The following is a 22,596-nucleotide window of genomic DNA, read 5'->3' as shown; positions in this document are numbered from 1 at the left end:
CCGTTCCGGGATGGTCCGGACGGCGACGGGGAGGGCAACAGATGGCGACGGGGTTCGGTAGCGCTCAGGGCGGGCAGAAGGTACGGCTCGGCAAGCGGGTCACGGGGACGGCGGCGACGCTCGCCGCACTGGCCGCGCTGACCGGCTCTCAGGTGTCGGGCCTCGGGCTCGCCCCGGTCGCAGCCGCCGACACCAACCCGGCGCAGGGCAGCGCCACCGCGCAGGGCGCCGACGCTTCCGGCACCCCGGCCTCGCCGTTCGCCGGCCCCACGGTCGGCGCCCCCGGCACCGGCCGCCCGGCCGACGGCGGCGGCACCGTCCAACTGCCCCAGCCGCCCGGCACGCTGCCCGGCCTGCCCTCGGCCGGTCCGTTCGCGGCCACCGGGGCCTCGCTGCCCGCCACCGTCTTCGCCGCCTACAAGCAGGCGGAGGCCTCCCTCGCCCAGCGCACGCCCGGCTGCCACCTGCCCTGGCAGCTGCTGGCCGGGATCGGCCAGGTCGAGTCCGGCCAGGCCAACGGCGGCCAGGTGGACGCCTCGGGCACCACCCTGACCCCGATCCTCGGCCCGGTGCTGGACGGCAACGGCTTCGCCGCGATACCCGACACCGACGGCGGCCGCTACGACGGCGACCCGCGCTGGGACCGCGCCGTCGGCCCGATGCAGTTCATCCCGTCCACCTGGGCCTCCTGGGGCGTGGACACCACCGGCAAGGGCAAGGCCGACCCGAACAACATCTTCGACGCCGCCGAGACCGCGGCCCGCTACCTGTGCGCGGGCGGCCGCGACCTCTCCGACCCGGCCCAGCTCGACCGGGCGATCCTCAGCTACAACGACTCCACGGAGTACCTGCGGACGGTCCGCAACTGGATGGCCCACTACGGCAGCGGCCTGGTGACCAGCGTCCCGGACCTCCACGGCACCTCGACCGTGCCGGGCACGCTGCCCACGCCGTACCTCCCGCCGTACCTCCCGCCGTCCGGCACGGGCGGCAGCACCACCGGGACCACCGGCTCCGGCACCACGAGCCCGACCCCGAGCGCCCTGCCGACCACGCCCGCCCCCGAGCCGCAGCCGACCACGTCGGCAGTGACGCCGACGCCGACTCAGACGACGGCCCCGCAGTCGACCACCACCCCGACCCCCAGCGGCTCGCCGTCGTCCTCCGCGAGCCCCTCGGCCACGCCGACGACCGGCGCCCCGTCCCCGACGGCCACCCCCACGGGTACGCCGACTACGCCGACCGGCACCCCGACGGGTACGCCCACCTCCTGCCCGAGCCCGACGGCGACCGCGACGCCCACCGGCACCGCCACGCCGACCGGCACCCCCTCCCCGACGGCGACCCCCACCAGTACCCCGACCGGCACCCCGACGGGCACCCCGTCCGGCTCCCCCACCGCCCCCGGCTGCCCGACGCCCACGCCGAGCGGCGCCCCCGGCACCACCCCGTCCGCCGGGCCGAGCAGCACACCGAGCGCCTCGCTCTCGCCCTCCGCGACCCCGACCAAGTAGTAGCCACAGCCACGCGGAGCCCCCGGCGGCAGGACGGCCCAACAGCCGTCGTGCCGCCGCGCCGTTTCCCGCCGAGCCGCTTCCCAGCCCGCCGGGCCGCCTGCTACTCCCCCGCCGCCCCTACTCCCCCGTCGCCGGCCCCGCCCGGTGCTCGCGCCAGCGGCCGAGCATGCCGTGCAGCTCGTCGATCATGAACTCGAAGGTCGCCACCTCGGCGGCCGGGTTCCTGCTGAGCACCCACCGCGACCTCGGCGCCGGGCTGCGCGCCACCCGCCCCGGCCCGGCCACCGGCAGCCCGTTCCTCGGCACCTCCCTCGGCCTGGCGCTGCGGCTGCACCGCGGCCTGATCGGCGGCTTCGCCGTCGCCCTGCTGCTGCTCGGCGCGATGTACGGCTCGCTGCTCGGCAACGCCGACTCGATGTTCAAGGACGTCGACCAGCTCCGGGAGGCGCTGGCCCGGCTCGGCGGCCACACCCTCGCCGACTCCTTCGCCGCGCTCACGATGCTGGTCGTCGCGGTGGTCGGCGGCGTCTACGCGGTCCTCGCGACGCTGCGCCCGCGCGCCGAGGAGAGCGCCGGTCGGGCCGTGCCGGTGCTGGCCACCGGGGTGTCGCGGTCCGGCTGGCTGGGCGGGCACCTGGCGGCGGCCCTGCTGGGCTCCACCGCCGTGATGCTCGCCGCGGGCGTCGGATTCGGCCTGGCCGGTGCGCTGTCCACCGGCGACGCGGGCGTGTTCCTGCGGCTGACCGGCGCGGCGCTGGCCTTCACGCCCGCCCTGTGGGTGACGGTGGGTTTCGCCGCCGCCGTCTACGGCTGGCTGCCCCGGGCGACGCCGCTGGCCTGGATCGTCCCCGCCTACGCGTTCGTGATCGGCTACCTGGGCCCGCTGCTGAAGCTGCCCTCGGGCCTGGACGGGCTCTCCCCGTTCGGCCGGGTGCCCCGGCTGCCGGCCGCCGCGATGGACTGGACGCCGCTCGCCGCGCTCACCCTGGTCGCGGCCGCGCTGATCGCCCTGGCCCTGGCCGGATTCCGGCGCCGGGACGTCGAGTGACGCCCCCGGGGCGTGTCCTGCGGATCCTTGCCGGGTCCGACCAGACCCGCAGGGCGCGCCCGGGCGCCGGAGCCCGACCTGCTCACAGGTGCTTGGCCAGCTCCGGCATGAGGTCCTGGAAGGTCCGCCCGTTGGCCGGCTGCCCGATCGCGGCCATCTGCCAACCGCCCGGCGTGCGCTGCACCTTGGCCATGATCTGCGCGGTGTACGGGCCGCCGCCGGTGAGCGTGTAGCGGGCCAGCTCGACGCCGGTGGTCTCGTCCACCAGGCGGCAGAAGGCCGCCTCGACCTCCTGGAAGGTTTGCCCGGTGAAGGAGTTGACGGTGAAGACGATCTGGTCGACCTCGGCCGCGATCCTGGTGAGGTCGACCGTGATCGACTCGTCGTCGGTCGCGTCACCGGCGCCGCCGACCAGGTTGTCCCCGCTGTGCCGGACCGAGCCGTCGTCGCTGGTGAGGTGCTGGAAGAAGACCACGTCCAGCACCCGCCCCCGGGAGAACAGCACCGCCGAGGCGTCCAGGTCGATCTCCCGCCCCGCGGAGAGCAGCTTGGCCAGGAAGCCCTTGCGTTGCACGGCCTTCCAGCCGAGGCCCATCCGGACCAGGCTCAACTGCCCACCGCCCGGCTTCTCCAGGCTGATCTTCTGCCCCTTGGCCAGCGAAACGGTCATCGTGCCCTCCTCGTTCCTGCCGCCGTCCGTTCCGCGAATCTGTCGCACCGTGGGAAAACCCGTGATCATCGGACGGCGTGCTTCGAGTCCCCTACCCAGCAGTCCCCCGGGCCTCACTTCCGGCGGCGCTCCGTGCACTGAGGGATCCGCCGCTGGACCTCCGGCTCTCCTACGCCCTCCCGCCCGCGGCGAGCGTCACCACCGTCGCCAGCCCGGACGGCACCGGCCCGACGCCCCAGTCCGCCCCGTACACCGTGACCGCAGGCTAGATGCACTGATTCGCAGCCCAGTTGATGTCACCTCAGCTTCCCGCGTGCGACCTCAAGCGGATCAGGCGTCGCCCTCCAGCAGGTGCTCGCGCACCTCCTGGAAGGTCCAGGCCCCGCCGGCCTGCCGGGAGAACACCCAGACCAGGTCGAACCGGTCCGGCCAGGTGCCCGGCACGCCGCTGCCGGACGCGCCGAGCGCCTCGGCGATCCGCGGGATCCGGGAGTGCTCCCAGCAGATCAGCACCGGCTGGCTCCCGGCGAGCGCGGCGCCGGCCAGCTCGGACTCCTGGGACTCGGCGTACGTGGTGTCCACGGTCAGCCCGAGCTTGGTGGCCAGGGGTGTGACGGTCTGGCGCATCCGGTGCGCCCCGGCCATCGGGCCCTGGTCGGTGGCGGCGTAGATCCGGGCCGGGGTGCGCAGGCCGGTCGCGGGCGGGGCGAACAGGGTGGGCAGCGCGTTGGCGCGGTCCCAGCCGCGCTGGGTGAGCGACTTGCCGTCCTGCTCGCCGTTCTCGTCCAGGCCCGGCTGGTTGCCGTCCGGCTTCTCGCCGTGCCGGATGATCATCACGAAGGCCGCGCCGCCCGGGTCGCTGGCCCTGGCCGCCGGGCCGGTCTTGTCGGCCTTGTCCTTCTTGCCGGAGGAGCAGCCCGCCAGGACCAGCGGGGCGGCCACGACCAGGCCGGTGAGCAACGTGCGACGGGAGGTTGTGATCGTCACTCGGCACCCCGCTCCAGCCGCACCAGTGCGTCGACCGCCACACCCGTACCGCCGCCCGAACCGCCGCCCTTGTGGCCGGGCTCGGCGCCGACCGTCCGGTGGACGCGCTCGGCACGCACGGTGCGCAGGCCGTACCCGGCGAGGTCGGCGAGGACGTCGTCCGGGGTGAAGAGCACCGCCGGGTCCTGCGGGCCGCCGACGCCCTCGGTGAGGTTGCTCAGGTCGTGCCCGACCACCAGCAGGGTGCCGCCGGGGGCGAGCGCGTCGGCGGCGCGGCGCAGCGCGGTCCGGCGGTCCTCGACGGGCAGTTGGAGGTAGGCGACCAGGACGAGGTCGTAGCCGGCCGCGGGTGAGTCGAACGTGCGGGCGTCGCCGTGGCGCCAGGTGAGGCGGTCGGCGACTTCGTCGGGCAGGTCGGCGGTGAGCCGTTCGGCGCGCTCCAGGGCGACGGCGGAGAAGTCGAGGCCGGTGACCTCCCAGCCCTGGACGGCCAGCCAGATGGCGTTGCGGCCCTCGCCGGCGGCCAGGTCCAGGGCGTGACCGGGGGCGTGACCGGTCAGTTCGCGGACCACCCACTGGTTGGGCGCCGTGCCCCACACGAGTTCGCTCGCGGCGTAGCGGGCGTCCCAGCCTTGGCTGTCCATGGCGCTCCTCCGTTCGACGGCCTGCTCGGTACCGGTCAACCTACCGGTCCGCCGCCCTGCGCGACCCGGGGCGGTCCAGCGGGTGGACACCCTTGACGAGGTCACCAGCCGACCGGCGTCACGATCACCAGGTCACCCCCGGCCGCGGCGTGCGTCGACGACCTCGGCATACGCACGGGCGAGCGGATCCGGGCCTTCTCGCGGCTCTTCGATCCATTCTCCTTGCGCGACAGCTCCCGCTGCCGCTTGCGGAGTCGCACTGACAACAGCGAGGAACGGTGAGGAGCGTGCCGGTCAGAGCAGAGATCGATCTGCTTCACCACCAAGCCTCGGCCCGGTGGTGAAGCAGATCGATCTCGACACCTCGACCGAGGCCCCCGACAATCCGGGCAAGGTTATCCGGTGATCACCTGCCCGGATTTCCAGAGGTCGGAGGGCTTCCGAACCCTTGGTCAGCTCTTGAGGTTGAGCGAGGGGAAGAGGTCAACGAACGGCTGCGTGGTGACCGAGACGCTTCTGGCGAACGGATCGTCGAAGTCCCAGATCATGAACAACAGGAAGGCGATCAGCGCGCTGAAGCAGGCCGCGAGGATCAACTCCCGCGGCGTGCGCCGGATCTGCAGCGCGAACAGCATGCCGATGGTCACCACGGCGCCGCCGATCAGCCCGAACCAGACCACGCCCGGCATGCCCGGTCCGGCGTTCTGGCCGCGCTGGTTGCGGGCGTCGGAGGCCTGGCTGATCCGGTCCATGATCGGCTGGTAGGCCTGAGACTCCAGGTCCGAGGCCGGCGACCGGGTGGCCACGTCGTTCTGGAGCTTCTCCAGCAGCTCGGTGCCCTTGTCGGTGATCTCACCGTGCTTGGCCATGTAGTCCCACTCGACGTTGACCACGTACGTGACGTAGCCGTCCACGTCGGCCCGGACCTGGTCACGGAACTCGGCCGGGTAGACCACCGCCCGGTCGCTCACCTCCCGCAGCGACTGCGCCTCGCGGAACAGGTCGTCCTGGGCGGCGCCGCGCGCCTCCCAGACACCCGCGATGGCGAGACCGAGGACGATCGCGTAGACCACGCCGATCATCATCGTGATGTACTCGATGACGTCGGGCGTCTCGTCGACCTTCTTCTCGGTGCCCACCCGACGGTGCCTCAGCAGCACCACCGCCACCACGACGGCACAGGCCGCCGCCATGGCGATGACCAGCGCCACCCACTCGGACATGGGAACTCCCTTCTCTGGCTTGGCTTGTGACGTGAACGGGATGCGAGGGAACTCGGGGTCCGGCGGCCACGGGGTCGCGGGCCCCGCGCCCGGGGGTCTTGTGGGCGAGCGCCGTCAGGACCCGGAGCGACCGCGGCCTCGGTTGCCACGACCCGGCCGCAGGGCCGCCGCCGCCAGCACGGCGGGGACGGTGATCAGCAGCATCGTGGTGGTCGCCGGGGCCGCATGGTGGTTCCGCGCGACGGGCTGCGGCTGGGCCGGCCGGACGTGGAACACCGGCTGCGCCGAGGGGGTCGGCCACAGCGGACTCGGGCGCGCCGGGCTCGACGCCGCGGGGCTGGGCACCACGGCGGGCGGGGCCGCCTGGGGGGCGGGCGAGGCAGGCGCAGGCGCGGCAGGCGCGGGCGGCGGGGGGACGCGCGGTGGCGCGGGCGGAGTGGGCACCGGGGTCGGGCTGGGCGGCGGCGGGGTCGGAGACGGCGTTGGGATCGGCGTTGGAGTCGGAGTCGGAGTCGGAGTCGGAGTCGGTGTGGGGGTCGGCGTGGGAGTCGGGCTGGGCGTCGGGGTCGGGCACGGGTGGTGATGGTGGTGGTGATGCCCGTGCCCGTCGTGGTCGCCGTGCCCGTCGTGGTCACCGCGGTCATCGCCGTCGCCCTGCTCCTCGTCCGGCCGTCCCGGCTGGTGCCCGTGCGGCGGCTTGGGCCCGTGGTGCTTGGCGCCGGGAGCGACGGTCACGCCGACCTGGACGTCCACGTCCAGGTCGACGTCCACTCTGCCGCCCGGACCCACCGTCATCGACATGTCCGTCTCACCGCACACCCAGGTGTCGACCACCGGACCGTGCGGGTGTCCACCCGGGCGCTCGGCGCCGGAGGCGGTGGCGCCGCCGACCAGCGAGCACATGGCCACCACGCCGACCGCAGCGCCGATCAGTCGCACCCGCCGCCCGGGGGTCGCAGTCCCACCGCCGTGCTGCGGTATCCGTCGGAACTGCCGACGCTGCGACATGGGCTCCACACACCTTTCGGGTCGGCCGGGGGACGGCAGGGGCTCGGGCTGATCAGCCACGGCGAAGGAGACAGAGTCAGTCGAATCCGGAACGAGAAACCGATCGGGCACGACCAGGTGCCTTCAAACGTGATCAGGCGGACGGCCCGCCGTCGCGGGCGGGCCGTCCGCCATCAGGTCAAACGATCTTCACGCCGGCCGGTTACGGCCTGCGCGCACTGTTCTCCGCACTCGGCGGAGCACTCAGCGGAGCACTCGGCACTCGGCGTTCAGCACCCGGTCCTCAGCGTCCAGCACGCAGCACTCGACACCGACACTCAGTGGCGGCGGTGCGCGATCTCGACGTTCTCCAGGACGCCGACCGCGTCCGGCACCAGGATCGCGCAGGAGTAGTAGGCACTGACCAGGTAGGAGATGATCGCCTTCTCGTCGATCCCCATGAAGCGCACCGACAGCGAGGGCTGGTACTCGTCCGGGATGCCGTTCTGGTGCAGGCCGATGACGCCCTGATTGTCCTCACCGGTACGGATCACCAGGATCGAGCTGGTGTTCTCCTTGGTGATCGGGATCTTGCTGCACGGCAGGATCGGCACCCCGCGCCAGGCCGGCACCTGCTGCCCGCCGAGGTCGACGTGGTGCGGGTAGATGCCCCGGGCGTTGAACTCGCGGCCGATCGCGGCGATGGTCCGCGGGTGCGCCAGCAGGTAGTCGGGGTCGCGGCGGCGGTTGAGCAGCTCGTCCAGGTCGTCCGGGGTGGGCGGGCCGGAGTGGGTCTGGATCCGCTGGTCGAAGTCGGCGTTGTTGAGCAGGCCGAACTCCGGGTTGTTGATCATCTCGTGCTCCTGGCGCTCGCGCAGGGCCTCGATGGTCAGCCGGAGCTGGTGCTCGATCTGGTTCATCGGCTCGTTGTACAGGTCCGCGACACGGGTGTGGACCTTGAGGATGGTCTGGGCGACGCTCAGCTCGTACTCACGCGGCTTGAGCTCGTAGTCCACGAAGGCGCCGGGGAGTTCGTACTCGCCATGGTGGCCGGCCGACATGGCGATCTCGGCCTCGCCGCGCTCGTTCTGAGCCTGCAGCGGCAGGGCCAGGAAGGACTCCAGGTGCTCCTGGAGGCTGGGCGCGTTGTCCCGAATGCGGGCGAAGTCGGCCCGGTTCAGGGTCAGGGCGACACCGGAGGTGGCGGTCTTCGCGGTGTACTCCCAGACGGCGTCCTCGTTGAGCAGCGAGTCGTCGCCGAAGCGGTCGCCGTCACCGGCCACGCCGACCACGGTCTCGTCGCCGTACTTGCCGGTGCCGATCTTGTTGATCTTGCCGTGGGCGATCAGGAAGATCTTGTCGGCCGCGTCGCCCTGGGTGGCGAGGACCTCACCGGGACCGAAGTCGACCTGCTGGCAGCGGTCGGCGAGGGCGGTCAGCACCTCCTCGTCCTCGTAGCCGCGCAGCAGGGCGAGCTCGCCCAGCTCGGCCGGGATCACACGAACCTGGGAGCCGGTCTTGATGAACTCCACCACGCCGTTGCCGACGGTGTAGGTGAGCCGACGGTTGACGCGGTAGGCGCCACCGTTGGCCTGCACCCAGGGAAGCACCTTGAGCAGCCAGCGGGAGGTGATCTCCTGCATCTGCGGCGCGGACTTGGTCGTGGTGGCAAGGTTGCGGGCAGCTGCCGTCGCAAGGCTCTGCTGCCGGTCCTGCTGTGTCTCCGGGCTTGTGTCCACGGGCATCGGCAGGGTCTCCATTCGTGTGGTCGGATCACGCGGCCTGGGCCGTACCGCACCGCCGGGGCACGCGAGCCGTGGCGGACCATCAGATCTGCCTACTGGTGGGGAAGTTGGCGGGGTACGGAGAGAGCGGCCACCGTCTCGCGGCGGCCCATCCGGAACCCTAGATCACCAGAACCCGGCCAGGACCATACGGAGGCCGACTACCCCCCGATAGGGTGAATCTCCCCCGATCCACTCACACGGCCCCACTCTCCGCAGGAACATCCGTTCCCACCTCCGGCCCCCGTCCTGCCAACGCCTTCCCGCCCCTTCCTCCGCCCCCACCGGTCGCCCGAACCCGGGCCGCGGGCGTCAACCCGGCGCATCGCTCAGGCCACCTCGCACCAGACCCGGACCCGGTCCAGCCGGCCCGCCGCCAGGTCCTCGCCGGGAATGCGCGGGGGACCGACGGCACGAAAAGCCCGTCAGGTGCCGGTACGGGGGCGGCCGGCACCTGACGGGGGTACGGGGGAGGCGCAAGAGGGGGATGCGCCGGGGAGAGGTGGTGCTGCCGGCGGGTCAGGCGCAGGCGACCTGGGTGCCCGGGATACCGGTGATGCCCGAGTTCTTGGCCTCACCGGCCTGGTACTCGTAGTACAGGTAGGAGTAGAAGTCGATCCTGGTCTCCGCGCCGCAGGACGAGTCGGGGGCGATGGTGTAAGTGACCGTGAAGGTGCTGCTGGCGCCTGGGGCCAGCGGCACGTTGTAGCGGGCGATGCCGCCGTGGACGTTGTCGCTGCAGCCGTTGGTCTGGGTGCCACAGGCCGTGGCGGTGAACTTGAGGCCCTGCTCCAGGCTGGTGTCGTAGGTCTGCTGGACGCTCTGGTAGACGAACTGGATCGGTGTGTCGTACGGGTTGGTGAGCGTCATGGTGAGCGTGAACTCGCCGCCGCGGACGGTGGTCTGACGGTCGGAGACCGCCGTGAGCGGCAGCTGGCTGTCGGCCCGGGCCGGCGCGGCGGAGAAGAGCAGACCGACGGCGACGGCCGGACACGCCGCGAGCGCCGCCCGGCTCAGATGTGTTCTGCGCATGCCCAAGGAGCGTAGGCGGCGGTGCCGCTCCGCTTGCCCTCCTCGGCCCGAAGCCGTACCGACGCAGGACCGGAGAGCGGACGCCCGGGACCGGTCGTACGCCGAAACGGCCCGGCGGGGTGTGCGCAGGCCCTATGCTTCGCCACCCGCCGGTCACCGCCCGCCGGTCACCGCCCGCCGGTCGCGCTTCGCTCAGGCGGACGGCGGCAGGATGTCGGACAGGGCGGCGAGTGCCGCCGGGTAGGCGTGGTCGGGTGGGGTGGCGTAGCCGACGACCAGGCCGTCGGCCGGGGGCATGGCCTCGGGGGTGACGGCCGGGTGGCGGTAGTCGGCGAGGCCGTCGAGGGCGAGACCGCGGTAGGCGGCGGCCTTCAGCACCGACCGCTCGGTGCCCGGCTCCAGGCGCAGCACCGCGTGCAGGCCCGCCGCGATGCCGGAGACCTGGATGTGCGGGGCGTTCGCGGCGAGCGCGGCCACCAACTGGTCGCGGCGGTCGCGGTAGCGGCGCCGCATCCGACGGACGTGGCGGTCGTAGCCGCCGGAGTCGATGAACTCGGCGAGGGTCAGCTGGTCCAGCGCGCTGGCCCAGCCCTCGCGTTCGCCCTTGACCGCGAGCACCCGGTCGACCAGGTGGTCCGGCACCACCATCCAGCCGAGCCGCAGCGCGGGGCTGAGGCTCTTGCTGGTGCTGCCGAGGTAGAGCACCCGCTCGGGGTCCAGCCCCTGGACGGCGCCGACCGGTTGGCGGTCGTAGCGGAACTCGCCGTCGTAGTCGTCCTCCAGGAGGAGCCCGCCGCGTCCGCGCGCCCAGTCGATGACGGCGGCGCGGCGGCCGGCGTGCAGCGGGCCGCCGGTCGGGAACTGGTGGGCGGGGGTGAGCAGCGCGGTGCGGACGTCCGGGAGGTGCGCCAACACGCCGACCCGGGCGCCCTGTTCGTCGATCGGCAGCGGCACGGTGGTGACCCCGGCGGCGGCGAGCAGCCCGCGGTGGAAGCCCAGCCCGTACGCCTCGACGGCCAGCGGCCCCCGCTCGGCGGGCGGCAGAACGGGCGCCGAGCCGTCGAAGAGCAGCCGTAGCGCGTGGGCGAAGCCGGAGCAGACGACGATCCGGTCGGGGTCGGTGCGCACCCCGCGGGCGCGGGCGAGGTAGTCGGCGAGGGCGGTGCGCAGTTCGCGCCGGCCTTGCGGATCGCCGGGCCCGAAGGCCTCGTTGGGCGCGGCGGTGAGGGCCCGGCGGGCGGCGGCCAGCCAGGCGGTACGGGGGAAGGAGGCGGCGTCGGGCTGGCCCTGGCGCAGGTCGTGGACGGGCCCGGGCCGCACCGAGGGGCGGCGGGCCCGGGCGGGCGGGACGGGCGCGGCGCGTTCGGCGACGGTGGTGCCGGAGCCCTGGCGGGCGGTCAGCCAGCCCTCGGCGACGAGTTCGGCGTAGGCCTCGGCGGCGGTGTTGCGGGCCAGGCCGAGGTCGGCGGCGAGGGCGCGGTACGGGGGCAGCCGGGTGCCGGGCGCGAGTCTGCCGCTGCGGATCGCCTCGCGCAGCGCGGCCATCAGCGCGGCGCGGCGACCGCCGCCGGCGGGGAGGTCGAGGTGCAGGTCGTTGCCGGTCGGGTGGGCCGGCTCGGTAGGGTGCGCGCCCGGCGTTTCCGTCATGGTTCCGCACCCTACCCGCCGCCTCCGCGCGCTCCTGCGGGCGGTCAGCCCTGGCGGTAGGGGCTCGCCTGGCCGTAGTCCCCGTACGGGTTGGGCTGGTTGGGCTGGTTGGGCCGCCGGGTCTGGCAATTCGCGCCCGGCGGGAATCGTCAGACAGGTCTTAGGGGACGACGGTCACCGGCCAGCGCCCGGCCTTGACCAGCCGGACGGCCACCGAGCCGATCACCTTGTGCCCGGCCTGTTCGGAGACGCCGACCACGACGGCGTCGGCGCGCAGCTCGTCGGCGAGCTTGGCCAGGCCGGTGTACGGGTCGCCGCGCATGGTCAGGAAGCGCCAGTCCACCTTCCACACGTCACGGGAATGGTGCTCGGCCTCGCGCAGCGCGGCCAGCAATTCGTCCGCGATCTCCCGGGTCGTCTCCTCCACCGCGGCCCCGGCCAGGGCGGTCGCGGCGCCGAGTACCGGCTGGACGTACGCCACGGCGAGGGCGGCGCCCTGGCGGCGGGCCAGTCCTGCGGCGTAGGCGGTGGCTCGCCAGGAGGAGTCGGAGCCGTCCAGGCCCGCCAGGATCACCTTGGGCCCGTCGGTCCCCAGTTCGAAGCCCGTGGGCGCGGCCGCCACCTCGTGGTCCTCGTCGCCGACGGCCCCGGTGTCCGCCGCATCGCTCTCTTTGCTCATGGGCCGAAGGCTATGCCCGCCGCTGCGGGCGAGTGCGAGGGGCACTCCGGGTGAGGGCTGTGGCGCGGGCCACCGGCAACTGGGCCGTCCGGGCCGGCCTGTCCGAGTAAGGCCCCCCGGACGCACGAAGCCGTCGCACCCCGCCCAGGGTCCGGCCTCCGCCGTCGTCGGGCCCTCATCAGGTCACTAGCATGGCGCCTCATGATCACCACTCACCAGGGCGGCTACCGGCTCTCCACCGACCCCGACCTCCTCGACCTCGACCTCGTCCACCACTGGCTCTCCACCGACGCCTCCTGGGCACTCGGGCGCAGCCGGGAGGTGGTGGAGCAGTCGGTGCGCGGGTCGGTGGTGTTCGGGGTGTACGAACCCGAGGGCGGGCAGGTGGCGTTCGCGCGGGTGGTGACCGATCACGCGACCTTCGCCTGGCTGTGCGACGTGTACGTCGACCGGGGGCAGCGGGGGCGGGGGCTCGGCACCTGGCTGGCGGAGGAGGTGGTGGCGTACCTGCGACCCTACCGGCTGAAGCGGGTGCTGCTGTCGACGGTGGACGCCCACGAGGTGTACGCCAAGGCCGGGTTCGTGCCGTTCCCCGACCCGCAGAAGCTGATGGTCCTCGGCGGGCCGGGGAGCTGACGCGGCGTCAGGCCGCAGGCCGGGGCGGGAGCGGCAGCGGGACGGCGGGCAGGCCGTCGATGCTGCTGGCGACCAGCGGCTTGCGCTCGCAGTAGGCGCTGAACTCCGCCTCGTCCTTGCGGTCGAAGTACTGGGCGTGCAGGTCGCGGTCGGCGCGGTAGTCCATGAACGGCACCGCGTAGCCGCAGGAGTCGCTGACCCGGTCGGCCTTCACCAGCACGATCGCGCGCAGGCCGGAGCCGTCCGCGGTGGGCTCGAAGCGGCCGAGCAGGTCGGCGAAACGCGGGTCGTCACGGAAGACGGGCTCGCCGTGGCCGTGCACTCGCACCACGGTGGGTGGGCCCTCGAAGGCGCACCACATCAGCGTGATCCGGCCGTTCTCCCGCAGGTGGGCGACGGTCTCGGCCTGCGAGCCGCCGAAGTCCAGGTAGGCGAGGGTGAGTTCGTCGATCACCACGAGGGTGCCGGAGCGGCCCTTGGGCGAGATGTTGACGTGTCCGTCGGCGGCCAGCGGCGCGGTCGCGACGAAGTAGACGGGCTGACGTTCGATGAACTGCCGCAACCGGCCGTCGATGCATTCGTACTGCTTTCCCATGTGCGCAAGTGTGCCCGCATCTCGGACCGTGAGAAAGGAAAATCCATCCGATGAGACGGCGACCAGCCGCCCCGGGGCCTGCCCGGGGCGGCTGGTCGCCGGCAGGGTCAGCGCTTCATGTAGACGCTGTCCATGAAGTCGATGATCTGCTGATCCGTCAGTCGGTGGCCGTTGCGGTGGCCCATCGCCAGGTCGGCCTCGCTGATCATGCCGACCAGCCGCTCCCCGTCGATCACCGGGATGCGGCGGATCTGGTGCTGCTCCATCTTCTTCAGCACCACGTCCATGGTGTCGTCGGCGCGCACGCAGTGCAGGTGCCCGGCCAGCTCGATCGCCGTCATCTTGGCCGGGTCCTTGCCCTCGGCGAGACAGCGCGTCACGATGTCGCGGTCGGTGATGATGCCGTGCAGCTTCTGGTCGTCGCCGCAGATCGGCAGCGCGCCCACGTTCTTGTCGCGCATCATCCGCGCGGCCTCGTCCAACGTCTGGTGGGCGCCGATGCACTGGGCGCCGGTGTGCATGATGTCTCGGGCAGTGGTCACGGGGACTCCTTAGTCGGTGCTACCCCCCGACGGCTCTCCCCCTCATGGTCGACACCGGCGATCGCGGTGTGACCGTGCCATCACCATAGGCAACACCGCGCCCACTCGCGACCGCGAGGGCCGACGCCGCAGTGCCGATACGAAGGACGGTGAAGGCCCCGGGCGGTCGTGGTCGCGGCGCGGCAGACTGGCTGCGGGGGCCACCGCAGGACGCTTCGGAGACGGCCCATGCCGCAGATGACGGTGGACGGGCGCACCCTCGCCCTCTCCCACCTCGACAAGGTGTACTACCCGCGCACCGGCACCCCCAAGGGCGAGGTGCTGCGCTACTACGCCGCCGTGCACGCCGCCCTGCTCCCCCACCTGCGCGACCGCCCGGTCTCCTTCCTGCGCTGCCCGGACGGCGTCGAGGCCGAGGTCTTCGTCGCCAAGAACCCGCCGCCCGGCACCCCGGACTGGGTGCGCACGGTGGAGGTGCCCAGCAGCGGCGGCGACCTGCGCCAGGTGGTGCTGGAGGACGGCGCGGCGCTGCTCGCGGTCGCCAACCTGGGCTGTCTGGAACTGCACGTCCCGCAGTGGCACGCGGCCGCGCCCGGCCTGGCCGACCGGCTGGTGCTGGACCTCGACCCGGGCGAGGGCGCGGACGTGCTGACCTGCCGGGCGGTCGCGCTGCTGCTGCGCGAGCGGCTGGCCGCGGACGGCCTCTCCGCCTGGGTGAAGACCTCCGGCTCCAAGGGGCTGCACCTGCTGGTGCCGATCGAGCCCACGCCCAGCGCCGAGGTCTCCGGGTACGCGAAGGCGCTGGCCGCCGCCCTGGAGGCCGAGCACCCGGAGCTGGTGGTGCACACCATGGCCAAGGCGCGCCGCCGCAGCCGGGTGCTGGTCGACTGGTCGCAGAACAACGCCAAGAAGACCACCGCCGCCCCGTACACCCTGAGGGCCCGACCGCTGCCGACTGTCTCCGCCCCGCTCTCCTGGGCCGAGCTCGAGCGGGCGCGCGGGGAGGCGGACCTCGTCCTCACCCTCGCCGAGGTCCCCGACCGGCTGGCGGCCGAGGGCGACCTGTTCGCGCCGCTGCTGGACCCGGCCGAGGCCCGGCCGCTGCCCGGCGCGCCCGGGCCGGGTGCCGCGCCCGCGCCGTCAGGCGCACCCAGGACGTCCGCAGCGCCCGGCCAGCCCCGCCAGGTGCTGCACCCGCCCGTCGAGGTGATGCGCCCCGCCGCCGTCACCGCCGTCCCGCCCGCCGACGGGCTGGGCGGGGGCGGGGTGCAGTACGAACTGAAGCTGGACGGCTTCCGCTGCGTCGCCTTCGCCCGCGGTGACCGCCCCGCCGTCCTGCAGTCCCGCTCCGGCCGCGACCTCGCGCCGGAGTTCCCGCCGATCGCCGCCGCCGTCGCCCGGCTACCCGAGGGGCTGGTGCTGGACGCCGAACTGGTCGCCTGGCGCGCGGGCCGGTTCGCCTTCGAGGAACTGCTGCACACCCGCCAGGCCCGGGCGGCCGCTCCGGACGTCGCCCTCGGGCTGATCGCCTTCGACCTGCTCGCCCTGCCCGGCCGCGACGTCCGGCGCCTCCCGCTCACCGACCGGCGCCGCCTGCTGCTCGCCGCCCTGGCCGACGTCCCGCCGCCGATCCAGCCGGTGATGGCCACCGCGGACCGGGCGGAGGCGATGGAGTGGATGGACCGACTCGTCGACATCGGCGTGGAGGGCCTGGTCTGCAAGGCCTCCGGCTCCCCCTACCGCCCGCGGGGCGCGGGCCGCGCCTGGGTCAAGTACCGCCGCAGCGACACCGTGGACGCCACCGTCCGCGCCCTCACCGGCCCGGCCGCCCGCCCGCACGCGCTGGTGGTCCGACTCGACGACGACCGGGTCCTGTTGACCACCCCCCGGCTCACCCCCGTTCAGGCCCGCGAGATCGCCGAGGCCGCCGCCCCGCTCCTCGGCCCGCCCGCCGTCGACCCCGACCACGGCCCGGTCCACCCCCTCACCACCCCCCTGCGCGCCGAACTCACCCTCACCGGCCGCCCACCCACCGCCACCTTCATCCGCCTGCGCGGGGACTGAGCGCGAACGCCTCAGGTCGGGTACCGCTTCGCCGTCGCGTGGGCGAACTCGGTGACCAGGGCGTCGTTGAAGACCGGCAGGTCCCCCGGTTTGCGGCTGGTCACCAGGACGCCGGGCCCGTCGTGGCAGACGTGCACCTCCTCGTCCACCCAGTGGGCGCCCGCGTTCACCAGGTCGGTGCGCAGGCTGGGCCAGGAGGTGAGGGTGCGGCCGCGGACGGCGTCGGCCTCGATCAGGATCCACGGCGCGTGGCAGATCGCCGCGACGGGGCGGCCGGAGGCGCAGCAGCCGTGCACGAAGGCGACCGCCGCCCGGTCCAGCCGGAGCCGGTCCGGGTTGGCGACGCCGCCGGGCAGTACCAGTGCGTCGTAGTCGGCCGGGTCCGCCTCCGCCACCAGGGCGTCCACCGCGAAGGTGTCCCCGAGCGCGCGGTGCCGGACGGCCTGGACCCGGCCCGCAGCGGTGGAGAGCAGCCGCGGGGTGCCGCCGGACTCGGCGACCGCCTGCCAGGGCGAGGTCAGTTCCTCCTGCTCGACGCCGTACGGGGCGACCAGGAGGGCGATCGTCCGGCCGGTGAGGGTCGTGGACGGCCAGGGCATGGCTCAGCGCGGGCGAGGGGCGGTCAGGCCCTCGGCGGTCGGCGGGGCGGTGCTGAGCCGGGCCCGCGGGCAGTCGAGGTGGACGGCGAGGTCCAGGTGGTCGATCCGGGCGACCAGGCCGACCGGGACCAGCACCCGGTTGCCCGGCACCCAGGCCGAGGCGTCGACCAGCAGATGGTCCCCGGCGTCCTGCTCGACCCGGCCGAGCGGGCCGTCGGTCGCGTGCACCTCGTACCCGACCAGGGTCAGGTCGGCGGCGGGATGGGAGCCCGGTCGGTACTCCCACAGGTCGGTACTCATCAGCTCACGTCACCTCACGCCTCCGGCCGGTCCCAGGGGCGGCGTTCACGGCGTTCGCGCCGCTCCTCCCGGTCCGGGTCAACCAGCTCGGCCCCGCTCGCGTCCCGGCGACGGCGCCGCAGCAGCTCGGCGGTGGCGACCGCGGCCGCCACCGAGGCCGTCCAGACCACCGCGAGGGCGATCAGCACGGCCGTGGTCGGGGTCCGTACGCCGATGCTGAGACAGATCGCCGTCATCACCAGCGCGGTCAGCACCACCCCGGCCGAGATCCGGCGCCCGGCGCTGCGCAGCGCGCCCAGGACCCGGCTCGGCCGTTTGGCACCCATGGTGCTCAGTTTCCGGTCGAGGCGTATGTCCTGGCGCAGATCGGACTCGATCTCCTCGAGGAGCCGCCGCTCCCATCCGCTCAACGCGGGTCCGTCCATCTCGGTCACCTCCGACACTTCCGGTGACGTGCTCGCACCCGTGCGGTTGCCCGGTACGGGCCGGCGCTAACCGTTCCGGGGACCGCCTGTTCCGGCGCCCACGGGGCCGAAGGCCCGGGGGCGGGCGAGCAGACTGTCGTCCAGGACACGCAGCAGGGCCGCGGCGTCGCGGTGGACCTCGACCGCGCCGGCCGCCCTCAGCTCGGGACCGGCGTCCCCGCCGCTCTCCAGGGCGACGCAGGGCACCCCGGCCCGCCGCGCCGCCAGCACCTCGCGCACGCTCCCGGCGACGGCCACGGCGTGCGAGGGCAGGCCGTCCACCAGCTGCAGGCCTGCCCCTACCGGGTCGCTGCCGGGAGCGGCCACGGTCAGGGCGGGCGCCCCGGCCGGACCGGGCCCGGTCAGCACGACCGTCCAGCCCCGGGCGGCGCACTCGCGCAGCAGCTCGGCGCCGCCGGGCAGCCGGGGCCGCCAGTCGGTACCGAACAGAGCCGCCGAGATCACCGTCATGGCCACCGCTTCCGCACTTCCGTTCCGCAGGCCCCACACCGTATGCGCCCTTCCAGGTTAGGACGCCGCACGGCCGCGCGCGCTGCCTGCCGGGGAGGGGTTCGCGGGCCTGCGAAACCGCTTGGCGGGCGGTTCACGGGCCGGGATACTCCGGTAGTCCACGAGGGGGGAACGGCTGGCGGTGTTCGCGTGTGCGGGGTGCGGGGTGCGGAGTGCGGTACGGAGCTGACCGGGCCGGTGACCGAGGTGGCGCTGCCGCCGCACGCGCACCGGGAGGGCGGGCACCGGTACCTTCCGGCGCTGCTGGAGCCAGGGACGTTCGCGGTGGATCCGGAGCCGTCCGAACCGCCCTGGCGGCCATGGCACGAGATCGGAGCGGACGAGGCCACGGCACGGGGCGTGTTCGCGCCGATCAGCGGCCTGTGGTCCGGCCCCGGCGGCGCGGTCGTGCTGGCACCGGGCGACACCCGCAGCACCGTGCTGATCCCCGAGCAGTGCGACGGCTGCTGCGCTGCCGCCGGAGGCCCGAATCCGGCGTGCGAGCGGTGCGGTCGGACGGTGGGCACCCGGATCGACGACTGCTACCGCTGGCAGGCGGCCCGGCTCTACCCGGGGGCGGTCCGCCGCCTGGCAGCCCCCGAGCGACGCGGTGCCCGTCCCGCTGGACACCGAGGTGCGGACGTACCTGGCCTTCCCGCCCACCCCGTCCACGGCCCGCCTGGCTGTCGGCGAGGAGCGCGACGACCCGCTGCCGCTGCGCCCGCGGACGCTCTTCGAGCCCGACCGGCGCCTGCTGCTCCACCGCCTCGCCCGGCTGCCCGCCGTCCGGCAGCCGTGGCTGCGCGCGATCTACGATCGGCTCGGCGACGGCCGCCAGTACTAGCGCACACCGAAGGGCACATCCCGTGAGGATCAACCTGACCACCGTGTTCGTCGACGACCAGGACAAGGCACTGCGCTTCTACACCGAGATCCTGGGCTTCGTGAAGAAGACCGAGGTCCCGCTCGGCGAGTACCGCTGGCTCACGGTGGTCTCCCCCGAACAGCCCGACGGCACCGAACTGCTGCTGGAGCCCGACGCGCACCGCGCCGTCGGGCCGTACAAGACGGCCCTGGTCGAGGACGGCATCCCGGCCGCCCAGTTCGCGGTGGACAACGTGCACGCCGAGTACGACCGCCTGCACCGCCTCGGGGTGCGCTTCACCCAGGAGCCGCTGGCGACGGGCCCGGTCACCATCGCCGTCCTGGACGACACCTGTGGCAACCTCATCCAGCTCGCCCAGTACCACTGACGTTGACCTCGCCGTAGTGGTGCTGGAGCGTCATCGCCCGTTCCACACGTTCTGCCAGAAGCCTTGAGGGCGATCGCGATCCCAGGGCGTGTCAGCCGAGTCCCACCTCCGGGTCGGTGGCCAGGCGGGCGTGCAGGTGCTCGTTCGTGTAGGGGCCGTCGCCGTGGCGGTAGGAGGCCCGCAGGGTGCCCTCGTACGGGAAGCCGGCGCGGGCGGCGACGTGACAGGAGGCCTGGTTGTCGACGTCGTGGTAGAGCTCGATCCGGCGCAGGCCGGCGGTGCGCACGCCCCAGCGGGTCACGGCGGTGGTGGCGCGGGTGGCCAGGCCGCGGCCGCGGGCGGCGCGGAGCAGCCAGTAGCCGACCATGGCGACGCCGTCGGCCTGGTCGGCCCAGAGCAGGGCGACGTTGCCGCAGAGGGTGCCGTCGGCCGAGTCGGTGATGGCGAAGGAGGCCGTGCTGCCCTCGGCCCAGCGAGCGTCGGAGCGGTCGAGGTAGGCCTCGGCGCCGGCCGGGTCGGCGGCGTCCGGCAGCGGGTTCCAGCGGGCGATCTCCGGGTCGACCGCGGCCGCGATCACGGCGGCGACGGTGCCGCCGGTCAGGTCCAGGGCGCGGCCCCACGGGCGCAGCTGGACGTCGCCCAGGTCGACGACGGCGGGGCGGAAGAGGCGCTGGTCGGTCGCGGTGTCGCTGATGGTCACCCGGCCTTCCTACCGCCTGCCCGCCCGCGCCCGCCAGCGAATTACCCGGTTCCGGGCGGGCTCCCCGAGTGCGAGGATCGGGCCGTGATCGAGCCGCTGACGGCCCGACGGCCGACGGGACGCCGCGCGGGGTCAGATCCGGGCCAGGTAGCCGTTCTCCACCAGCCACAGCACGTTCAGCCTGGCCGGGCCGCCGGGCACCAGGGAGGCGTCGAGCTGGTACTGCAGGCCCCAGCCGGGCTGGTTGAACCAGGGCGCGATCGGGCCGGCGTGCACCTTGAACGGCTTGACCACCTTGTAGTCGTGGTAGTTGCAGCCGGCCGCCGGGGTGCCGTCGAGGCTCTGCGGCGGTATCGCGCGGTTGGCGTAGGGCAGGCCCTCGGGGGCGAGGAAGGCGCCGTACTCGCTGCCGTAGCGGTCGATGTTCTGGTTCGGGTAGAGGGTGAGGTCGAACTCGACCGGGGTGCCGTCGGGCAGGGTGACGTAGCCGTCGGCGGGCGGGTAGTTCCAGCCGCCCTTGCCTCCGTTGGCGGCCGGGTCGTAGTACTCGGCCAGGAAGTCCTGGTCGGCGGCGCCGCCGGTGCGCTGGTAGCCGAGGAGCTGGCGGCCGACCGGGCCGGTCTTCGGGAGGTCCTCGGGGCCGAGGCGGGCGTCGCCGTGCTGGAAGGTGGCGGAGCACTGGTCGGCCGGGGCGGCGGCCGCGCCGGTGTCGGCGGCGGCAGCGGGGATGCTCACGGCGGTCAGGGCGGCGGCCGCGGCGAGGGGCGCGACGAGCAGGCGAAGGCGCACGGTGTCTCCGTCGAGTCGAACGGGTCGGTCGGAAAGGAGCCATGGCGGGGCCTGGGGATCACTCTCCGTGGCTGGATCGACACCAGGCAATCGGATTCTTTGATCATTCGTCAACATGACCCGGTCAACAGCCCGCTGAACGTCCGGGTTTCGGCCAAACCCCGGACGCCGGGGCCGCCCGTCCGCAAGGATGCGCGCTCCCGGCGTCGACGTCACCGGCCTGGCGTCACCACCCCGACCTCACCACCCCGACCTCACCGCCCCGGCGCGACCCGCCCGAGCAGATGGAGCAGCCGGTCGAGGGCGTCCTTGGAGTTGGGCTCGGTCAGGTTGACCATCAGCCGGAACGCGATCTTCAACAGCGCCGGATTGCCGAGTCCGGCCGCCCCCGCCGCGCCCAGCAGCTTGGGGCGGCCGAGCAGGTCGGCCGCCAGCCGGCCGAGCGCGAAGTAGCCCGCGTACGCGGAGCGCAGCGCCTGCGGGTAGGCGCGCAGGGCGAGTTCGCGGCCGCGGTCGGTGCGGCGGGCGTGGGCCTGGACGATGGTCTCGGCGGCGTAGCGGCCGGACTCCATCGCGTAGGCGATGCCCTCGCCGGTACCGGGGCTGACCGTGCCGCCGGCGTCGCCGATCAGCAACAGGCCGTCGGCGTAGTGGGGTTGGCGGTTGAGGCCCATCGGGAGGGCGGAGCCGCGGATGGGCTCGGTGACGGCCTCGGGGGTGTAGCCGTAGCCGGGCGGGAGGTCGGCGCACCAGTGGCGCAGCAGTTCCCGCCAGTCGACGTCGGTCTTCGAGGTGTCCAGGACGCCGAGGCCGACGTTGGCGGTGCCGTCGCCCATGCCGAACACCCAGGCGTAGCCGGGCAGGAGGCGGCGCGCGGGGTCGTTGGGGTCGCGCAGGTCGAGCCAGGCCTCCAGGTAGCGGTCCTCGTGGCGCGGGGTGGTGAAGTAGGTGCGGTAGGCCACGCCCATCGCGCGGTCGGTGCGCCGGTAGCGCTTCATCGCGACGGAGAGCCGGGTGGAGTTGCCGTCGGCGGCGACCACGATCGGGGCCCGGTACTCGACGGGCCTGCGGTCCTCGCCCAGCTTGGCGGTGACGCCGGTGATCCGGCCGGTCCTCTCGTCCGTCAACGGGCCCGCCACACGGGCGAGTTCGACCAGCCGGGCGCCGGCCGAGGCGGCCTTGCGGGCGAGCAGTTCGTCGAAGTCGGCGCGGCGCCGGACCAGTCCGTGGCCGGGGAAGGCGGACAGCTCGGGCCAGTCGAACTCCAGTGAGCGCCGCCCGGAGATCAGCCGCAGGCCGCGGTTGTGCAGCCAGCCGGCCTCCTCGGACACGTCGATGCCCATGTCGACCAGCTGCTTGACGGTGCGCGGGGTGAGGCCGTCCCCGCAGACCTTCTCGCGCGGGAAGGCGGACTTCTCCAGCAGCAGGACGTCCAGGCCGGTACGGGCGAGGTGGTAGGCGGCGGTGGAGCCGGACGGTCCGGCGCCGACCACGATGACGTCGGCGCTGTCCTCGGCCGGGCCGACCGCCTGTCGGTCCGGTCGCACCTGCTGCTCTGGGCCGGGCATCGTGCATTCCCCCTGGGTCGGATCGGCTGCGCATGACGACGGAACACACACCAGATCACGCAACGGAACGAGCGGACTGGACGGTTCCAGACGGACGATAGAGAACCTCGGCACCGGCCCGCCGCCCCGACACGCGACCCCGGCCCGCCGACCGGCCGAAACCGGCCACCCGCGCGGCCCGTCGGTTCACCCGTCGACGCGCAACCCTCCGTTGACCAGCACCTCGACCATCTGCGGCGCACACTGGTTGATCACAATCGGGTGATCGTATTGTTGCAACGGACTAATCGGATCTATCGCTCTCAGCGCTGCATTTCGGCCAAACCTCCCTTGCGTCATGTTTCTGACTGCGGAACTT

At 73.7% G+C, this 22,596-nt stretch carries 25 protein-coding genes and 1 pseudogene; 7 read left to right on the top strand and 19 right to left on the bottom strand.

Annotated elements, in window-relative coordinates:
* Nucleotides 1–41 precede the first annotated feature (41 nt).
* Nucleotides 42–1,514 carry a lytic transglycosylase domain-containing protein gene (locus tag ACZ3UD_RS10250; RefSeq protein WP_465584802.1) on the top strand — a complete coding sequence of 491 codons (1,473 nt, stop codon included), beginning with the start codon at nucleotides 42–44 and terminating at the stop codon, nucleotides 1,512–1,514.
* Between the two features lie 190 nt (nucleotides 1,515–1,704).
* On the top strand, nucleotides 1,705–2,565 hold the full coding sequence (locus ACZ3UD_RS10245; RefSeq protein ID WP_465584800.1) for a hypothetical protein: 861 nt from the start codon (nucleotides 1,705–1,707) through the stop codon (nucleotides 2,563–2,565).
* Nucleotides 2,566–2,647: 82 nt separating this feature from the next.
* Here the strand turns inward: ACZ3UD_RS10245 and ACZ3UD_RS10240 are convergent, their stop codons facing one another.
* The 10 genes from ACZ3UD_RS10240 to ACZ3UD_RS10195 all read right to left on the bottom strand — a co-directional run bounded on the left by ACZ3UD_RS10240 (nucleotide 2,648) and on the right by ACZ3UD_RS10195 (nucleotide 12,218).
* Complete coding sequence (locus ACZ3UD_RS10240; RefSeq protein WP_465584797.1) at nucleotides 2,648–3,235, bottom strand: TerD family protein; 588 nt, start codon at nucleotides 3,233–3,235, stop codon at nucleotides 2,648–2,650.
* A 330-nt stretch (nucleotides 3,236–3,565) separates the two neighbouring features.
* Complete coding sequence (locus ACZ3UD_RS10235; RefSeq protein WP_465584795.1) at nucleotides 3,566–4,222, bottom strand: hypothetical protein; 657 nt, start codon at nucleotides 4,220–4,222, stop codon at nucleotides 3,566–3,568.
* The gene (locus tag ACZ3UD_RS10230) at nucleotides 4,219–4,866 is read right to left on the bottom strand and encodes a class I SAM-dependent methyltransferase (RefSeq protein ID WP_465584793.1); all 648 of its coding nucleotides are present in this window, start codon (nucleotides 4,864–4,866) and stop codon (nucleotides 4,219–4,221) included. The genes ACZ3UD_RS10235 and ACZ3UD_RS10230 overlap by 4 nt, the downstream gene beginning before the upstream one ends.
* Nucleotides 4,867–4,967: 101 nt before the next feature.
* Nucleotides 4,968–5,186, bottom strand: a complete 219-nt coding sequence (locus ACZ3UD_RS10225) for a hypothetical protein (protein WP_465584791.1) — start codon at nucleotides 5,184–5,186, stop codon at nucleotides 4,968–4,970.
* A 132-nt stretch (nucleotides 5,187–5,318) separates the two neighbouring features.
* Entirely contained in the window at nucleotides 5,319–6,089 is a 771-nt protein-coding gene (locus tag ACZ3UD_RS10220; RefSeq protein WP_393028238.1) for a bestrophin-like domain, read from the bottom strand.
* Nucleotides 6,090–6,203: 114 nt separating this feature from the next.
* Entirely contained in the window at nucleotides 6,204–7,097 is an 894-nt protein-coding gene (locus ACZ3UD_RS10215) for a hypothetical protein (RefSeq protein ID WP_465584787.1), read from the bottom strand.
* 317 nt (nucleotides 7,098–7,414) lie between these two features.
* Complete coding sequence (locus ACZ3UD_RS10210) at nucleotides 7,415–8,821, bottom strand: family 2B encapsulin nanocompartment shell protein (protein ID WP_465584785.1); 1,407 nt, start codon at nucleotides 8,819–8,821, stop codon at nucleotides 7,415–7,417.
* A gap of 558 nt (nucleotides 8,822–9,379) precedes the next feature.
* Nucleotides 9,380–9,892 (bottom strand): hypothetical protein, encoded by a 513-nt coding sequence (locus tag ACZ3UD_RS10205; RefSeq protein WP_465584782.1) that lies wholly within the window; start codon nucleotides 9,890–9,892, stop codon nucleotides 9,380–9,382.
* Nucleotides 9,893–10,084: 192 nt separating this feature from the next.
* Entirely contained in the window at nucleotides 10,085–11,539 is a 1,455-nt protein-coding gene (gene pdxR, locus ACZ3UD_RS10200) for a MocR-like pyridoxine biosynthesis transcription factor PdxR (protein ID WP_465584780.1), read from the bottom strand.
* Nucleotides 11,540–11,699: 160 nt separating this feature from the next.
* Nucleotides 11,700–12,218: a universal stress protein gene (locus tag ACZ3UD_RS10195; protein ID WP_465584777.1), complete on the bottom strand. Its 519-nt coding sequence runs from the start codon at nucleotides 12,216–12,218 to the stop codon at nucleotides 11,700–11,702.
* 201 nt (nucleotides 12,219–12,419) lie between these two features.
* Between ACZ3UD_RS10195 and ACZ3UD_RS10190 the strand changes: the two genes are divergently transcribed.
* The gene (locus ACZ3UD_RS10190) at nucleotides 12,420–12,854 is read left to right on the top strand and encodes a GNAT family N-acetyltransferase (protein ID WP_465584774.1); all 435 of its coding nucleotides are present in this window, start codon (nucleotides 12,420–12,422) and stop codon (nucleotides 12,852–12,854) included.
* Nucleotides 12,855–12,861: 7 nt separating this feature from the next.
* Here the strand turns inward: ACZ3UD_RS10190 and ACZ3UD_RS10185 are convergent, their stop codons facing one another.
* A complete protein-coding gene (locus tag ACZ3UD_RS10185; protein ID WP_465584772.1) occupies nucleotides 12,862–13,449 on the bottom strand; it encodes a pyridoxamine 5'-phosphate oxidase family protein in 588 nt (195 codons plus the stop codon).
* Between the two features lie 107 nt (nucleotides 13,450–13,556).
* A complete protein-coding gene (locus tag ACZ3UD_RS10180; RefSeq protein ID WP_465584769.1) occupies nucleotides 13,557–13,991 on the bottom strand; it encodes a CBS domain-containing protein in 435 nt (144 codons plus the stop codon).
* Nucleotides 13,992–14,219: 228 nt separating this feature from the next.
* Here ACZ3UD_RS10180 and ligD point away from each other — a divergent pair.
* Both ligD and ACZ3UD_RS10170 read left to right on the top strand, forming a co-directional pair.
* A pseudogene (gene ligD / locus ACZ3UD_RS10175) lies at nucleotides 14,220–15,098 on the top strand (non-homologous end-joining DNA ligase); the annotation flags it as partial.
* A 102-nt stretch (nucleotides 15,099–15,200) separates the two neighbouring features.
* Entirely contained in the window at nucleotides 15,201–16,055 is an 855-nt protein-coding gene (locus ACZ3UD_RS10170) for an ATP-dependent DNA ligase (protein ID WP_465585095.1), read from the top strand.
* An 11-nt stretch (nucleotides 16,056–16,066) separates the two neighbouring features.
* On the opposite strand, the gene ACZ3UD_RS10165 is transcribed toward ACZ3UD_RS10170, so the two are convergent.
* The 4 genes from ACZ3UD_RS10165 to ACZ3UD_RS10150 form a co-directional block, all read right to left on the bottom strand.
* On the bottom strand, nucleotides 16,067–16,654 hold the full coding sequence (locus ACZ3UD_RS10165; protein WP_465584767.1) for a type 1 glutamine amidotransferase domain-containing protein: 588 nt from the start codon (nucleotides 16,652–16,654) through the stop codon (nucleotides 16,067–16,069).
* Between the two features lie 3 nt (nucleotides 16,655–16,657).
* Complete coding sequence (locus ACZ3UD_RS10160; protein WP_465584764.1) at nucleotides 16,658–16,954, bottom strand: PRC-barrel domain containing protein; 297 nt, start codon at nucleotides 16,952–16,954, stop codon at nucleotides 16,658–16,660.
* 14 nt (nucleotides 16,955–16,968) lie between these two features.
* Nucleotides 16,969–17,379 (bottom strand): hypothetical protein, encoded by a 411-nt coding sequence (locus ACZ3UD_RS10155; protein WP_465584762.1) that lies wholly within the window; start codon nucleotides 17,377–17,379, stop codon nucleotides 16,969–16,971.
* A gap of 66 nt (nucleotides 17,380–17,445) precedes the next feature.
* Nucleotides 17,446–17,889: an HAD family hydrolase gene (locus tag ACZ3UD_RS10150; RefSeq protein ID WP_465584759.1), complete on the bottom strand. Its 444-nt coding sequence runs from the start codon at nucleotides 17,887–17,889 to the stop codon at nucleotides 17,446–17,448.
* A 649-nt stretch (nucleotides 17,890–18,538) separates the two neighbouring features.
* On the opposite strand from ACZ3UD_RS10150, the gene ACZ3UD_RS10145 reads away from it, so the two are divergent.
* Both ACZ3UD_RS10145 and ACZ3UD_RS10140 read left to right on the top strand, forming a co-directional pair.
* On the top strand, nucleotides 18,539–18,772 hold the full coding sequence (locus ACZ3UD_RS10145; protein ID WP_465584756.1) for a hypothetical protein: 234 nt from the start codon (nucleotides 18,539–18,541) through the stop codon (nucleotides 18,770–18,772).
* Nucleotides 18,773–18,794: 22 nt separating this feature from the next.
* Nucleotides 18,795–19,181, top strand: a complete 387-nt coding sequence (locus tag ACZ3UD_RS10140) for a VOC family protein (RefSeq protein WP_465584754.1) — start codon at nucleotides 18,795–18,797, stop codon at nucleotides 19,179–19,181.
* Nucleotides 19,182–19,272: 91 nt separating this feature from the next.
* Here ACZ3UD_RS10140 and ACZ3UD_RS10135 read toward each other — a convergent pair whose 3' ends face one another.
* The 3 genes from ACZ3UD_RS10135 to ACZ3UD_RS10125 all read right to left on the bottom strand — a co-directional run bounded on the left by ACZ3UD_RS10135 (nucleotide 19,273) and on the right by ACZ3UD_RS10125 (nucleotide 22,238).
* Nucleotides 19,273–19,881 (bottom strand): GNAT family N-acetyltransferase, encoded by a 609-nt coding sequence (locus ACZ3UD_RS10135; RefSeq protein ID WP_465584752.1) that lies wholly within the window; start codon nucleotides 19,879–19,881, stop codon nucleotides 19,273–19,275.
* A 132-nt stretch (nucleotides 19,882–20,013) separates the two neighbouring features.
* Nucleotides 20,014–20,670 carry a TNT domain-containing protein gene (locus tag ACZ3UD_RS10130; protein ID WP_465584748.1) on the bottom strand — a complete coding sequence of 219 codons (657 nt, stop codon included), beginning with the start codon at nucleotides 20,668–20,670 and terminating at the stop codon, nucleotides 20,014–20,016.
* Nucleotides 20,671–20,924: 254 nt separating this feature from the next.
* Nucleotides 20,925–22,238 carry a geranylgeranyl reductase family protein gene (locus ACZ3UD_RS10125; RefSeq protein WP_465584745.1) on the bottom strand — a complete coding sequence of 438 codons (1,314 nt, stop codon included), beginning with the start codon at nucleotides 22,236–22,238 and terminating at the stop codon, nucleotides 20,925–20,927.
* Nucleotides 22,239–22,596: the final 358 nt, after the last annotated feature.

The sequence above is a fragment of the Kitasatospora sp. NPDC023118 genome, assembly GCF_055560875.1.
Note: the sequence above shows the minus strand (reverse complement) of the source record. Positions and strands in the feature narration are given on the sequence as shown.